Annotated in this window: 14 protein-coding genes; 7 read left to right on the top strand and 7 right to left on the bottom strand. The window is 68.1% G+C overall.

Going from position 1 to position 13,358, the window contains the following annotated elements:
• Nucleotides 1–1,173, bottom strand: coding sequence for a thiolase (locus KW836_RS23990; RefSeq protein ID WP_175123282.1), 1,173 nt, complete (start codon nt 1,171–1,173; stop codon nt 1–3).
• Nucleotides 1,170–1,574 carry a Zn-ribbon domain-containing OB-fold protein gene (locus KW836_RS23985; protein ID WP_218344968.1) on the bottom strand — a complete coding sequence of 135 codons (405 nt, stop codon included), beginning with the start codon at nt 1,572–1,574 and terminating at the stop codon, nt 1,170–1,172. Before KW836_RS23985 ends, KW836_RS23990 begins: the two co-directional genes overlap by 4 nt.
• Before the next feature lie 215 nt (nt 1,575–1,789).
• On the opposite strand from KW836_RS23985, the gene KW836_RS23980 reads away from it, so the two are divergent.
• Genes KW836_RS23980 through paaG form a run of 3 tightly spaced genes read left to right on the top strand, consistent with a single transcriptional unit; the run spans nt 1,790 to nt 4,929 of the window.
• On the top strand, nt 1,790–2,980 hold the full coding sequence (locus KW836_RS23980) for an acyl-CoA dehydrogenase family protein (protein WP_218344967.1): 1,191 nt from the start codon (nt 1,790–1,792) through the stop codon (nt 2,978–2,980).
• Nucleotides 2,981–3,013: 33 nt separating this feature from the next.
• A complete protein-coding gene (locus KW836_RS23975) occupies nt 3,014–4,126 on the top strand; it encodes an acyl-CoA dehydrogenase family protein (RefSeq protein ID WP_218344966.1) in 1,113 nt (370 codons plus the stop codon).
• Nucleotides 4,123–4,929: a 2-(1,2-epoxy-1,2-dihydrophenyl)acetyl-CoA isomerase PaaG gene (paaG, locus tag KW836_RS23970; RefSeq protein WP_218344965.1), complete on the top strand. Its 807-nt coding sequence runs from the start codon at nt 4,123–4,125 to the stop codon at nt 4,927–4,929. The genes KW836_RS23975 and paaG overlap by 4 nt, the downstream gene beginning before the upstream one ends.
• A gap of 12 nt (nt 4,930–4,941) precedes the next feature.
• Here the strand turns inward: paaG and KW836_RS23965 are convergent, their stop codons facing one another.
• Nucleotides 4,942–5,835: a LysR substrate-binding domain-containing protein gene (locus tag KW836_RS23965; protein ID WP_175123277.1), complete on the bottom strand. Its 894-nt coding sequence runs from the start codon at nt 5,833–5,835 to the stop codon at nt 4,942–4,944.
• A gap of 143 nt (nt 5,836–5,978) precedes the next feature.
• On the opposite strand from KW836_RS23965, the gene KW836_RS23960 reads away from it, so the two are divergent.
• From KW836_RS23960 to KW836_RS23945, 4 genes are all read left to right on the top strand, one after another.
• Nucleotides 5,979–6,809 carry a MaoC family dehydratase N-terminal domain-containing protein gene (locus KW836_RS23960; protein ID WP_218344964.1) on the top strand — a complete coding sequence of 277 codons (831 nt, stop codon included), beginning with the start codon at nt 5,979–5,981 and terminating at the stop codon, nt 6,807–6,809.
• Nucleotides 6,806–7,999 (top strand): CaiB/BaiF CoA-transferase family protein, encoded by a 1,194-nt coding sequence (locus KW836_RS23955; protein ID WP_175185927.1) that lies wholly within the window; start codon nt 6,806–6,808, stop codon nt 7,997–7,999. The genes KW836_RS23960 and KW836_RS23955 overlap by 4 nt, the downstream gene beginning before the upstream one ends.
• A complete protein-coding gene (locus KW836_RS23950) occupies nt 7,996–8,829 on the top strand; it encodes a CoA ester lyase (RefSeq protein ID WP_218344963.1) in 834 nt (277 codons plus the stop codon). Before KW836_RS23955 ends, KW836_RS23950 begins: the two co-directional genes overlap by 4 nt.
• A gap of 71 nt (nt 8,830–8,900) precedes the next feature.
• Nucleotides 8,901–9,797 carry a sugar kinase gene (locus tag KW836_RS23945; RefSeq protein WP_218344962.1) on the top strand — a complete coding sequence of 299 codons (897 nt, stop codon included), beginning with the start codon at nt 8,901–8,903 and terminating at the stop codon, nt 9,795–9,797.
• A 133-nt stretch (nt 9,798–9,930) separates the two neighbouring features.
• On the opposite strand, the gene KW836_RS23940 is transcribed toward KW836_RS23945, so the two are convergent.
• The 4 genes from KW836_RS23940 to hda are packed head-to-tail and all read right to left on the bottom strand — an operon-like array spanning nt 9,931 to nt 13,194.
• Complete coding sequence (locus KW836_RS23940; RefSeq protein WP_218344961.1) at nt 9,931–10,419, bottom strand: 2-amino-4-hydroxy-6-hydroxymethyldihydropteridine diphosphokinase; 489 nt, start codon at nt 10,417–10,419, stop codon at nt 9,931–9,933.
• A gap of 4 nt (nt 10,420–10,423) precedes the next feature.
• A complete protein-coding gene (gene pcnB, locus KW836_RS23935; protein ID WP_218344960.1) occupies nt 10,424–11,797 on the bottom strand; it encodes a polynucleotide adenylyltransferase PcnB in 1,374 nt (457 codons plus the stop codon).
• Nucleotides 11,798–12,496, bottom strand: coding sequence for an HAD family phosphatase (locus KW836_RS23930; RefSeq protein ID WP_056569045.1), 699 nt, complete (start codon nt 12,494–12,496; stop codon nt 11,798–11,800).
• Complete coding sequence (hda, locus tag KW836_RS23925; protein WP_105237474.1) at nt 12,493–13,194, bottom strand: DnaA regulatory inactivator Hda; 702 nt, start codon at nt 13,192–13,194, stop codon at nt 12,493–12,495. Before hda ends, KW836_RS23930 begins: the two co-directional genes overlap by 4 nt.
• Nucleotides 13,195–13,358: the final 164 nt, after the last annotated feature.

The raw sequence follows: 13,358 nt of genomic DNA, 5'->3' as shown, positions 1-13,358 counted from the left end.
TCAAAGAGTTGCCTGGGTGCCCAGGATGGCGGTCGATTGGCTGGACAGGGTACCGCCATTGCCATGCACCAGCGCAAGCTGTGCGTCCGAAACCTGCCGTTCGCCGCATTCGCCGCGAAGCTGGCGCACCGCCTCGATCATGATGAAGACACCATACATGCCGGGATGCACGCAGCACAGCCCGCCGCCGTTGGTGTTGACCGGCAGCCGGCCCCCGGGCGCAATGGCGCCGTCCGCGATGAACTCCTTGCTTTCGCCCTTGGCGCAGAAGCCCAGGTCTTCCAGGAACAGCAACGTGTTGATGGTGAACGCGTCGTAGAGCTCGACGACGTCGATGTCCTTGGGGGCAAGGCCCGCCATCGCGAAAGCCCGGCGGCCGGACTCGGACGCGGCGGTGACCGTCAGGTCTTCCATCGAAGAGATCTGCCGGTTCCACACCGCCGTCGCATTGCCCAGCACATAGACGGGCGGACGCGGCAGATCGCGCGCGCGGTCGGCGCGCACCAGCACGTAGGCGCCCGCGCCGTCGGTGACCAGGCAGCAATCGCGCACGCTCAAGGGGTCGGACACCATGCGCGCCGACAGAATCTGATCCAGCGTGGCCGGCTCGCGCAATTGCGCTTCCGGATTGAGCTGCGCCCACTGGTTGGCCGCCAGCGCCACCCGCGCCAGATCTTCGCGCCGGGTGCCGTACTGATGCATGTGCCGGGCGGCTGCCAGCGCGTACGAGGACAACGGGTTGAGCGGATCGTAGGGAGACTCGTAGGGTTGCGGATCGAACTGCTTGCGCACGCGTCCTACCTCGGCGCGGCTGAGCGTGGACGTGCGCTGCGTGCTGCCGTAGCAGACCAGCACGGCATTGCACTGGCCGGAGGCCAGCGCGTGCAGCGCCGGCATCAGATGCGCCACGAAGCTCGACCCGCCCAGCATGGTGCTGTCGATGAACGTCGGGCGGATGCCCAGGTGTTCGATCACCGGCATGGCCCACATCGGCGCGGCCACACTGGCCGTGCAGATGCCGTCGATGTCGCGCATCGTCAGGCCCGCGTCCGCCACGGCGCGCTGCGCCGCCTGCACCAGGATTTCCATTTCGGTAAAGCCCGTGGCTTGACCGAGGCCTGCATGGCCCACGCCGGCAACCGCCACGGCGCCGCGCAATTCGTTCAGCGTCATGCCGCCTCCTTGTTGGGAACAAAGACGACCAGCCCGCGGCCGTCCTGCTGGATCACCTGCGCGCGCACGCCCATGCCGATGCGAACGGCGTCCGGCGCCACACCGTCGACGCGGCTCATCAGCCGCGCGCCTTCCTGCAGATCGATCAGCGCGACGTTGTAGTCGCCACCCGCCTCGGGCTTGCGCCGCACGACGGTGGTGGAATACACGGTGCCGCGCCCGTCGGGCGCCGCGAAGGAAAGCTTGTCCGCGCCGCAGTGCGGGCAGATCATGCGGGGATAGAACACGGCGCGGTCGCAGCCGCCGCAGCGCTGGATGAGGAAGCGGCCGTCGTCGAGCGCCTGGCGGTATTGCGCCTCGACGCCTTGCGAGACGCCATCCGTCTGATCGGGAGCAGTCATGGTGCGATGGGATTCCAGTGATTGAAGCGTGAAGCTGAACAGCGCCTAGTGTCCGCACTGCCAACGGCTTCGGCCATTCTTCATTGCTGAAGCAGGACTTTTGCCAATCCGTAGTGGACCGCACGCCCTACACGCAACGCGAAGCCCGTCTTCGGGAGAGGCAGATTGTCCGGCCGTACGCGCCGTGGCTAGATACCGGGCAAAGGAGGTGGACCATGAACCTGACCTGGACGCCAGAAGAGCGCCAATTCCGCGAAGCCGTGCGCGCCTTCGCCGCCGAGAAGCTGCCGGAAGACATACGCGCCAAGGTGCTGCGGCACCAGCGGCTGGAACGCGACGACTACGTGCGGTGGCACAACATCCTGGCCGACCAGGGTTGGGGCGCGCCCAACTGGCCGGTCGAGCACGGCGGCACGGGGTGGAACGCCTTGCAGCGCCTGATCTTCGAAGTGGAATGCTTCAAGGCAGGTGCGCCGCGGCTGCTGCCGTTCGGCCTGTCCATGATCGGCCCCGTGCTGATGAAATACGGCAGCGCCGAGCAGAAGGCCCGGTTGCTGCCGCGCATGATCCGTGTGGAGGACTGGTGGTGCCAGGGGTATTCCGAGCCGGGCTCCGGTTCCGACCTGGCGTCGCTGAAGACCCGTGCCGTGCGCGATGGCGACGACTACGTGGTCAACGGCCAGAAGACCTGGACCACGTTGGCGCAATATGCGGACTGGATGTTCTGCCTGGTGCGCACCGATCCCGATGCGCGCGCGCAGCGCGGCATCTCGATGCTGCTGCTGGACATGCGCTCGCCGGGCGTCACGGTGCGGCCCATCCGCACGCTGGACGGCGGCCATGACGTCAACGAGGTCTGGCTGGAAGACGTGCGCGTGCCGGTCGCCAATCTTGTCGGCGAGGAAAACCAGGGCTGGACCTACGCCAAGTACCTGCTCGGCCACGAGCGCACCGGCATCGCGGGCCTCGGCCATTGCCACCGCGAGCTGGGCATCCTGAAAGACATGGCGGCGCGTGCGCAGTCGCGCGGCAGGCCGCTGCTGCAGGACAGCCGGATGCGCGACCGCATCTCGCGTATCGAGGTCGACATCATGGCGCTGGAAATGCTGCTGCTGCGCGTGGCCGCCAGCAACGATGGCACGCCCGGGCCGGAGGCCTCGGTGCTGAAGATCCGTGGGTCCGAGATCCAGCAGGACCTGGCGATGCTGCAGATGGAAGTCGCGGGCCCGGACGCCTGGCCTTATGACCCCGACTGGCTGGTGGCCGGCAACGATTTTCACGGCCCCGGCCCCGAGATGGCTGCCGCCGCCGGCGCCGGCTATGCCGATATGCGCAAGACCTCGATCTATGGCGGCACGACCGAAGTGCAGAAGGGCATCATCGCCCGCCTCGTGCTGGGCGTGTAGGCCCGCCGCGCAACCCCGACAGGAACACGACGCATGGATTTCATCTACACGGAAGAACAGCGCATGCTGGCCGACAGCCTGCGCCGCCTGGTGGACCAGGCATGGACCTTTCCCCAGCGGCGCGCCCGCCAGGCCGCGGGCACGCTGGACCGGCAGGCCTGGAATGCACTGGCAGAACTGGGCGTGCTGGGCCTGACCATTTCGCAGGACCACGGCGGCTTTGGCGAGGTGCCGGCCAGCCTGCTGCCGGTGCATGTCGAGCTGGGGCGCGGGCTGGTGTCCGAGCCGGTCATCCCGAGCGCGGTGATGGGCGCGGCGTTGGCGGACGGCTGCGGCGAGGCGGCACGCGGCCGCTGGCTGCCGGCCATTGCCTCGGGCGAGGCCATCGTCAGCGTGGCGTGGCAGGAGCCCGGCCGGCGATATGCGGCTGATCCGCAGGACTGCCGTGCTGCGCAGACCGCCGAAGGCTGGCGGCTGGACGGCGCCAAGCACCTGGTCTGGCACGGCGCGGCCGCCCATGCGTGGTTCGTCAGCGCGCGCGGTGGCGATGGTCAGACCGTCCTGTTGGCGGTGCCGGCCGATGCGGCCGGCGTGCGCGTGACGGACACGCCCACGCTGGATGGCGCGCGCTGCGCGCGGCTGGACTTCGATGCGGTGACGCTGCCCGCGGAGGCGCTGCTCGCAGAAGGCGCTGCGGCCGACGATGCGCTGGCGCAGGCGTTGCAATGGGGCACGGCGGCGCTGTGCGCGCACGCGGCCGGCGCCATGGAGCGGCTGCTGCAAATCACGGTGGAATACCTGAAGACCCGCAAGCAGTTCGCTCAGCCGTTGGCGTCGTTTCAGGCGCTGCAGCACCGGATGGCCGAGATGCTGGTGGCCAAGGAGCTCGCGCTGTCCATGGCCTATGTGGCGGTGGCGGCGTTGACCGAATCCGACGCGGCGCAGCGGCGCCGCATGATCGCGTCGGCCAAGCTGGAAGCCGCGCGCGCCGGCCGTCTGGTCGCGCAGCTGGCCGTGCAGTTGCACGGCGGCATGGGCATGACGGACGAACTGGAGGTCGGCGATTATTTCAAGCGCCTGACCGTCGTGGATCAATTGATGGGCGATACGGCCGAGCAGCTGGCCGTGCTGGAGGAGTTGGCATGAGCGCGCACGTACCGGCTTTTACTCAGATCCAGTTCACGCTGGACCGCGGTGTGGGCGTCATTACGCTGAACCGTCCCGAGCGCATGAACAGCTTCACCGAGGTCATGCACGGCGAGCTTTCTCGCGCGCTGGACCTGCTGGAAGGGCATGAAAACCTGCGCGGCCTCGTGATCACCGGCGCGGGCCGCGGATTTTGCGCCGGCCAGGACCTGGGCGAACGCAAGCCCGCCGAAGACGGCTCGCGCCGCGATCTGAGCCTCATGCTGGAAAAGTGCTATCACCCGCTCATCAACCGCCTGCGCGCGTTGCCGGTGCCGGTGGTGTGCATCATGAACGGCGTGGCGGCAGGCGCTGGGGCCAGCCTGGTGCTGGCGTGCGACGTGGTGTTTGCGGTGGAATCGGCGCGCTTCGTGCAGGCGTTCAGCAAGATCGGCCTGTTGCCCGATGCGGGCGGAACGTGGTTCCTGCCGCGCCTGGTCGGGTCGGCGCGCGCGATGGGCGCGGCGCTGTTCGGAGAATCGGTGTCGGCCGCGCAGGCGGAGGCCTGGGGTCTGATCTGGCGGGTGGTGCCCGACGCGGCGCTGGCGGAAACGATCCAGCAGGTGACGGACACGCTGGCCGCCGGCCCCACGCGCGCCTATGGCGCCACCAAGGCGGCGTTGCAGGCATCCAGCGGCAACACGCTGGCGCAGCAGTTCGATCTGGAATGCCGCCTGCAGCGCGAGCTGGGCTACACCGACGATTACCTGGAGGGCATGCGCGCCTTCGCGGAAAAGCGGCCCCCGGCGTTCACCGGCACATGACGCGGCGCAACGTCAGGGCGTTTGCGGCGTCTGGATCTGGTCGATGAGTTCGCGCGCGCAGCCGGGCAGGGCGTCGATGTCGCGCACCAGCAGCTTGCGCTCGCGCACCACCCACGGCTCGTCCAGCTCGACAACTTGCAGCTTGGTGTCTGCCCCGTAGCGGCGCGCGGCCGAGTCGGGAATGACGCCGACGCCCACGCCCGCCTGCACCATGCGGCAGATCGAGTCGAAGCTGTAGAGCTGGATGCGCTGCGGCAGGCGCTGGCCGACGCGTTCCAGCTGGTCGCGCAGGAAGGCCACCAGCGTGGAGCCTTCGTGCATGGTGATGAACGGATAGCGCACGGCGTCCACCAGCTTGACCTTGTCCTGGTCCTGCAACGGATGGCCGTTGGGCACCACCAGCACCAGGCGGTCGGTGCTGAAGTGAATGGTCTGCAATTCGGGTGCATCCACCGGTCCCGCGACGATGCCCAGGTCAGTGGTGCCATCCAGCACGCCGCGCACGATGTCGCGCGTCAGGCGTTCCTGCAGATCGACCGTGACGCCCGGATGGCCCGACAGGAATTGCGCCAGGATGTCCGGCATGAATTCCGTGACGGCCGTGGTGTTGGCAAAGATGCGGATGTGGCCGGCGTCGCCGTCGGCCTGTTCCTGGAAGTCGTGTTTCAGGTGATCCACCTGCCGCATGATGACGCGCGCGTGCTGCAGCAGTTTCTGCCCGGCAGGCGTTATTTCCACGCCGCGGCTGTCGCGGTAGAGCAGGCGGGAATTGAGCTGGTTCTCCAGCGCCTTGATTCGCACGCTGACCGCGGCCAGGGACAGATGCGCCCGCTTGGCTGCCTGCGTCAGGCTGGGGGATTCGGCGATGTGGATGAACAGTCGGAGGTCGGCAAGGTCGAAGTGCATGGGCCATATATTACGGCGGCCGGCGCCGGCGCGGATGGCCGATTCAGGCGCAGCAAACCCCGCCTTGAGGAAAAACGAATTCACACGCCCGTCGGCTTGCGGGCATGCTTCAGGCTGTAAAAACACCACCAGAGGAACTCGGCATGACATCTACAGATCCGGCCGCGTGGATCGGCAGCGGCGAACGCAAGGCGGACGCCATGGATCCCGGCCACGCCGCGCGTATCGCCGCCACCCTGGGCGGTCCGGTGCCGGCCGAGGGCGACGACCTGCCGCCGCTGTGGCAATGGGCATTCTTCATCTCCACCGTGGGCATGGACGGGTTGGGGACGGATGGCCACCCGTCGCGCGGCGGTTTCCTGCCGCCCGCGCAGGACCGCAACCGCATGTGGGCGGGCGGCCGGGTGGAATTCCGCCGGCCGCTCAAGGTCGGCGTGCCGGCCGAGCGCGTGTCCACCGTGGCCGAGGTCAAGGAAAAGACCGGCCGCACCGGCTCCCTGCTGTTCGTGACCGTGCAGCATGAATTCCGGCAGTCGGGCGAAGTGGCCATCCTGGAAGAGCAGGACATCGTGTACCGCCAGCCCACGCCGCCCAAGCTCACCGGCAGCGAGCCGGCGCCGCTGGCGCAGTGGCGCGACACGGTCAATCCCACGTCGGTGCTGCTGTTCCGCTATTCGGCCGTCACGTTCAACGGCCATCGCATCCACTACGACCATCCCTATGTCACCGGCGTCGAAGGCTATCCCGGCCTGGTGGTCCACGGCCCGCTCATCGCCACCGAGATGGTCGCCGCCTTTGTGCGCGCGCATCCCAAGGCCCGCCTCACGCATCTTGCCTACCGCGGCTTGCGTCCGCTGATTTCCCCCACGCCCTTCCAGGTCGCCGGCCGCCTGTCCGAGCCGGGCGTCGCCCAACTCTGGGCCGAGCAGGACGGCACGCTGGCCCATCAAGCCGAATTGAGGTTCACCGAATGAACATGCAGGCCTCCCGCCCCCTGGACGGCATCACCGTCGTCAGCCTGGAACACGCCATCGCCGCGCCTTTCTGCACCCGCCAGCTGGCGGACATGGGCGCGCGCGTCATCAAGATCGAACGCCCCGGGACCGGCGACTTCGCCCGCGGCTACGACGAGCGCGTGCGAGGCCTGTCCTCGCACTTCGTCTGGACCAACCGCTCCAAGGAAAGCCTGACGCTGGACCTCAAGCGCGATGAAGCCGGCGGCATCATGGACCGCCTGCTGGAATCGGCCGACGTGCTGGTGCAGAACCTGGCGCCCGGCGCCGCGGCGCGCCTGGGCCTGTCGTTCGAGGCGCTGCACCAGAAATACCCGCGCCTCATCGTCTGCGACATTTCGGGCTACGGCGAGGGCGGTCCTTATCAGGACAAAAAGGCCTACGACCTCCTCATCCAGAGCGAAAGCGGCTTCCTGTCGGTCACCGGCACGAAGGACGATCCGGTCAAGGCCGGGTGTTCCATCGCGGACATCGCCGCGGGCATGTACGCGTATTCGGCCATCCTGAACGCGCTGCTGCTGCGCCAGCGCACGGGGCAGGGCAGCCGGCTGGACGTGTCCATGCTGGAAAGCATGGTCGAGTGGATGGGTTTCCCCATGTACTACGCCTTTGACGGCGCCGCGCCGCCCGTGCGCGCGGGCGCGGCGCATGCCTCCATCTATCCGTACGGGCCGTTCCCGGTGGGCGGCGGATCCACCATCATGCTGGGCCTGCAGAACGAACGCGAATGGCGCGTCTTCTGCGCCCAGGTGCTGCGCCAGGCCGAGCTGGCCGAAGACCCGCGCTTCATCTCCAATTCGCTGCGCACCGCCAACCGCGACGCGCTGCGCGCGCTGATCGTGGCCGCGTTTGCCGACCTGTCCATCGAGCAGGTGACGCAACGCCTGGAAGACGCGCAGATCGCCAATGCGCGCGTCAACGACATGGCCGGCGTGTGGGCGCATCCGCAATTGCAGGCGCGCCAGCGCTGGAGCGAGGTCGATAGCCCCGCCGGCATGTTGCCGGCACTGCTGCCGCCCGCCACCAGCAACGCGTTCACGGCGCACATGGGGCCTGTGCCCGCGGTGGGCCAAAACACCGATGCGGTGCTAGCATCTCTGGGATACGCGCCGGATCAGGTGGCGCAGTTCCATGCCTCGGAGGTTGTGTGACGCATCCCGTCGTTCGTAGCGCCCTGTTTGTGCCGGCCTCGCGGCCCGAACGCATCCCCAAAGCGCTGGCTGCGGGCGCGGACGCCGTCATCGTGGACCTGGAAGACGCTGTGGAGCACTTGGCCAAGGCGTCGGCCCGCGAAGCCCTGTGCGATTTCCTGGGCTTGAATCGCGAGGCCCGGCTCTGGGTGCGCATCAACGACGCCTCCACGTCCTGGCACGACGACGATCTCAAGGCCTGCCGCGGCAGGGCCGGCGTGGCAGGCATCCTGCTGCCCAAGGCCGAAAGCATGATGCAGGTGCGGCACGCAGCCCAGACCGGCTGTCCCGTGATTCCCATTCTTGAAACCGCGCAGGGCATTCTCAATGCCGGCGAGATCGCCGCCACCCCTGGTGTCGCGCGGCTGGCGTTCGGCAGTCTGGATTACGGCCTGGACCTGGGCCTGACGCCCGACACGCCGGGCGCCAAAACCGTGCTGGACCACGCCCGGGTGCAGGTGCTGCTGCATACCCGTGCCGCGGGCCTGGCGCCTGCGTTGGACGGCGTCTTTCCCGGTGTGCAGGATCAGGCCGGGCTGGCCGCGGCAGCCGGCCGTGCGCAGCAGATGGGCTTTGGCGGCATGCTGTGCATCCATCCCACGCAAGTCCCCGTCATCCACGCCGCTTTCGTGCCGGCCCAGCAGGAACTCGACTGGGCGCGGCGCGTCATCGCTGCGCACCGCGACACGGCCGCGGGCACGTTCATGCTGGATGGCAAGATGGTCGACGCACCTGTCATCGCACGGGCGCGGCTGGTGCTGGCGCAGGCGGGCGAATCCGCGCGCGGCTGAATCCCGCGCCGGCGCCTCGTCCAGACCCTGCGCCGAGGCGCCCCGCGCATACAACCTGACAAGGCGGGCCCATGGGCGAGGCGCTTTTCATCGGACATACCTACATCGACGTCACCGTGCTGGCCGACGAATGGCCCACGGGCGACCAGAAAAGCGTGGCGCGAGACTACGCGGTCTCGTTCGGCGGCAATGCGGTGACGGCGGCGTTTGCCTGCGCGCGGCTGGGGTTGCCGCCCGATCTGATCTGCTCGCTGGCGCCAGACTGGCTGGGCCACATGTACTCGGACATGGCGGCCGCGCATGGCGTCACGCTGCACGCGCGCCAGGTGCGGCGCTCCTCGCTGTCGTTCATCATGCCCAACCACGGCAAGCGCGCCATCGTCCGCGCGCGCGACGCGGGCTACCTGAACGACTTCCCCCGGTTGGACATTAGCGGCTATCGCGCCCTGCATCTGGACGGCCATCAGCCCGACGCCGCGCTGCATTACGCGCGCGCCTGCCGCCAGGCCGGCGTGCTGACTTCGCTGGACGGGGGCGGCATGCGCGAGAACACCGACGAACTGCTGCGCCATATCGACGTGGCCGTGTGCGCCGAGCGCATGTGCGAGCAGCTAGGTCTGTCGCCCGAAGGGCTGCTGGATCTGCTGAAGGCGCGCGGCTGCCGCATCGGCGCGGTGACGCTCGGCGAGCGCGGCATGCTGTGGTACGACGAGACGGGGCGCGTCGACATGCTGCCGTCGCTTGATGTGCCGGCTGCGCGCATCATCGACACGTCGGGCGCGGGCGACGTGTTTCACGGCGCGTATGTGTGGTCCTACCTGACACGGCCGGAACAACCGTGGATCGAGCATTTCACGTTTGCGCGGGCGGCCTCCGCGCACAAGATCCAGCATCTGGGGAACGAGGCGGGGCTGCCGGGCGTGGAAGACGTCGAGCGGGCGATGATGGCGTTTACGCCGAAGGCGTGAGGGCTGGCACGCGGCGCGCCATGTGTCGCGCTATGTTTCGCGCTATGTGTCGTGTCACGTGCTGCGTAATGCTCTGCGCAATGTGCCGCGCGATTGCGCGGGCGCGCATTGCGCCGCGCTGCTGATCCTGCGCTCAGGGCGCGATTCGTTCGATCGGCTGATCGTGGATCGCGTCGATCCACGCGTCAAGCGGCTGTCCTTGCACGGACAGGCCGGGCGCAAGATCGCGCAGCGGCAGCAGCACGAAGGCGCGCAGATGCAGGCGGGGATGCGGCAGGATCAGCCGCGCGTCATCCAGCCGCGTATCGCCGTGCAGCAGCAGATCCAGATCGAGGGTGCGGGGGGCATTGCGGTAGGGGCGCAGGCGGCCGTGTTCGTTTTCAAGCGCCTGCAGGACGTCCAGCAATGCCAGCGGCGCGAGGACGGTGTCCACAGCCGCCACGGCGTTGATGAAGTCGGGGCCGGTGGCGTCCACCGGCGCGCTGCGGTAGAACGGCGAGGCCGCTACCCCGGTGATGCCCGGGGTGGCCTGCAACTGCGCCAGGACCTGGCGCAGGGTGGCCGCGCTGTCGCCCAGGTTGGCGCCCAGGCCGACGTAGGCGCGCACGGACGGCTGCGGCATGGGGTTACTCGCCGGCGGGCGCGCTGCGCGGTCCGCTGCGGCGCGGACGGCGGCGCCGGCGCGCGGGAGAGGCCGCGCCCGTGGCCGCATCGGAGGCTTCGCGCGGCTGGCGCGAGATTTCCTCGATCATCTCGGCGCGGGTGTCGTCGTCGGCATTGGCCAGATCCATCCACCACTGCGCCAGCACGCTGTCGAACTCGCCGGCGGCGGCGCGCAGCTGCAGGAAGTCGCAGGCGGCGCGGAAGCGCGGCTGCTCGATCATGCGGTAGATGGTCTTGCCCATGCGGCGCTCGAAACGCGGCTGCATGAACCAGATTTCGCGCATGTCGGACGAGAAGCGGCGCTGGATGGCGAGCTTCTCGGTCTGTTCGTCCAGCACCGAGTCCGCCGCCGTCGACAGCGCGGGGATGGTGTGCTCGCCCTGGGCGCGCAGCTGCTTCCAGCGCACGTCCACCTGCTGCCACAACAGCGCGGCAAAGAGGAAGCTGGGGCTGATGGTCTTGCCGGCGCGCACGCGCGCATCGGTGCGTTCCAGCGCCAGTTCCACGAAGTGTTCGCCGCCGGGTTGCTCAAGCACGACGTCCAGGAGCGGCAAGAGGCCGTTGTGCAGGCCGTCGGCGCGCAGCTGGCGCAGGCAGTCCATGGCATGGCCGCAGGTCAGCAGCTTGAGCATCTCGTCGAACAGGCGCGAGGCCGGCACGTTTTCGATGAGGTCGGCCATCGTGCTGATGGGCTGGCGCGTGGCCGGGTCGATCGTGCCGTTCAGCTTGGCGGCGAAGCGCACCGCGCGCAGCATGCGGACCGGGTCTTCGCGGTAGCGCTTGACGGGGTCGCCGATGATGCGGATCTGGCGCTTCTTCAGGTCGGCCACGCCGTCGTGGTAGTCGATGACTTCCTCGTTGTGCGGGTCGTAGTACAGCGCATTCATGGTGAAGTCGCGGCGCTTGGCGTCTTCTTCCTGCGAACCGAACACGTTGTCGCGCAGGATGCGGCCGTGCTCGTCGGTCTCCTGGTCTTCCGAAGCGGGCGCGCGGAAGGTGGAGGTCTCGATGATTTCCTGGCCGAACACGACGTGCACCAGCTGGAAGCGGCGGCCGATGATGCGCGCGCGGCGGAACAGCGGGCGGATCTGTTCGGGCGTGGCGTTGGTGGCCACGTCGAAGTCCTTGGGCTCCAGTCCGACGATCAGGTCGCGCACCGCGCCGCCGACGATATAGGCTTCGTAGCCGTGCTGGCGCAGCACCTCGCACACCTTGATGGCGTGGCGCGACACGTTGCGGCGATCGATGCCGTGCTTGTCGCGCGCGATGCGCAACGGCCCCTTGGGTGTCGGCGCGAAGAGCCGGCCGACGAATTTTCTTATGGTTTCAGTGATCATTTAGGACTTCGAATCTTCCATGTGGTCGAACAGGTCGATCACTTGCCAGCCGCGTTCCTGCGCAATGGCGCGCAGGGTGGGGCTGGGGTTGGCGGCAATCGGACGGGTCACTTTTTCGAGGAGCGGCACATCATTGACCGAATCGCTATAGAAAAACGATTCGGAGAAATCCGCAAGCCCCAGGCCCATGCCGGCGAGCCAGTCGTTGACGCGCACGACCTTGCCTTCCTTGAAGCTGGGCGTGCCCAGGATGCGGCCGGTGTAGCGGCCGCGCAGGTACTCGGCGTCGGTCGCGACCAGGTGGGGCACGCCGAAGGCGCGGGCGATCGGGGCGGTGACGAAGCTGTTGGTGGCCGTGACGATGGCGCAGAGGTCGCCGGCTTCGAGGTGGCTGTCGACTAGGTCGCGGGCAGCCGGCGTGATGGACGGGCGGATGACTTCGCCCATGAAGGTTTCGTGCCAGGCTGCCAGATCGTATGGCGAATGCGCGGCCAGCAGGCCCAGCATGAATTCGGCGGCCTGTTCGGCCGTGAGTTCGCCGCGGTTGTAGCGGTCCATCAGATCGTCATTCAGACGGCGGGCTTCGACGGGATCGCCCGCGCGGCCTGTGCGCGCCAGATAGTCGGCCCATTGGTAGTCGCTGTCGAGCGGCAGCAAGGTGTGATCCAGGTCGAACAGGGCGAGACGTCGGGTGGTCATGTGCGTTGTGAATCAGGATCTGCGAGCATGGCGCGCAGCAGGGGGAGGGTGATGGGGCGGCCGGTGGCCAATGAATAACGGTCCAGCGCGTCGAGCAACGCGGCAAGCTTGCGGATGTCGCGTTCGTGGTGCGTGAGCATCCAGTTGATGATTTCGGGCGCCAGATGCAGCCCGCGTTCGGCGGCCTGCGCGGACAGCGCGGCCAGCTTGTCGGCGTCGGACAGCGGATCCAGGCGGAACACCAGATCCCAGCCCAGTCGCGTGCGCAGGTCTTCGCGCAGCGGCATCGACAGCGGCGCGCGGTCGCCGGCCAGCGCCAGCGCAAAGGCGCGCTGCGTGGCGGCGGATTCGCGCCACCGGTTGTACAGCGCAAACAGGGCAGCCTGGCGGCTGTCGTCCATGCGGTGCACGTCGTCGACCGCCACGAACTTGGGCATGGGCGATTTGGAATCGGCCTCGGCCAGGCGGCGCAGCATGTTTTCGCCGTTGGCCGGGTCGACGTAGACGGCATCGGGCCGGGCGGTCAGCGCGCGCAAGAGGTGGGTGCGGCCGCAGCCGGCGGCGCCCCAGATGTACAGGGCCCGTCCGGGCTTGAGCGCACGCACGGCCGCCACCGCTTCTCCGTTGGGGCCGGCGATGTAGTTGTTCAGCGATGGCGCTGGCGCGGGGAGAACGTCAAGCAGCAGCTGGCGGTTCATGAGAGTTAGCAATCGGGCTTTTCAGGGGCGCTGGAATAGCCATGTTCAGGGGCGCCGGAAGAGCCATTTTCAAAGGCGCCGGAATAGCCAATTCGGGGCGCCACAAAAAGCCAGGAAAAAAAGCCAAGAAAAATCGGTGATGCAAGGGCCATGTAGAAACTGGC

Source organism: Achromobacter sp. ACM05 (assembly GCF_019218915.1).
Taxonomy (GTDB): domain Bacteria; phylum Pseudomonadota; class Gammaproteobacteria; order Burkholderiales; family Burkholderiaceae_B; genus Achromobacter; species Achromobacter animicus.
The sequence above is the reverse complement of the archived record's forward strand: the minus strand, read 5'-3'. Positions and strand labels throughout refer to the sequence as shown.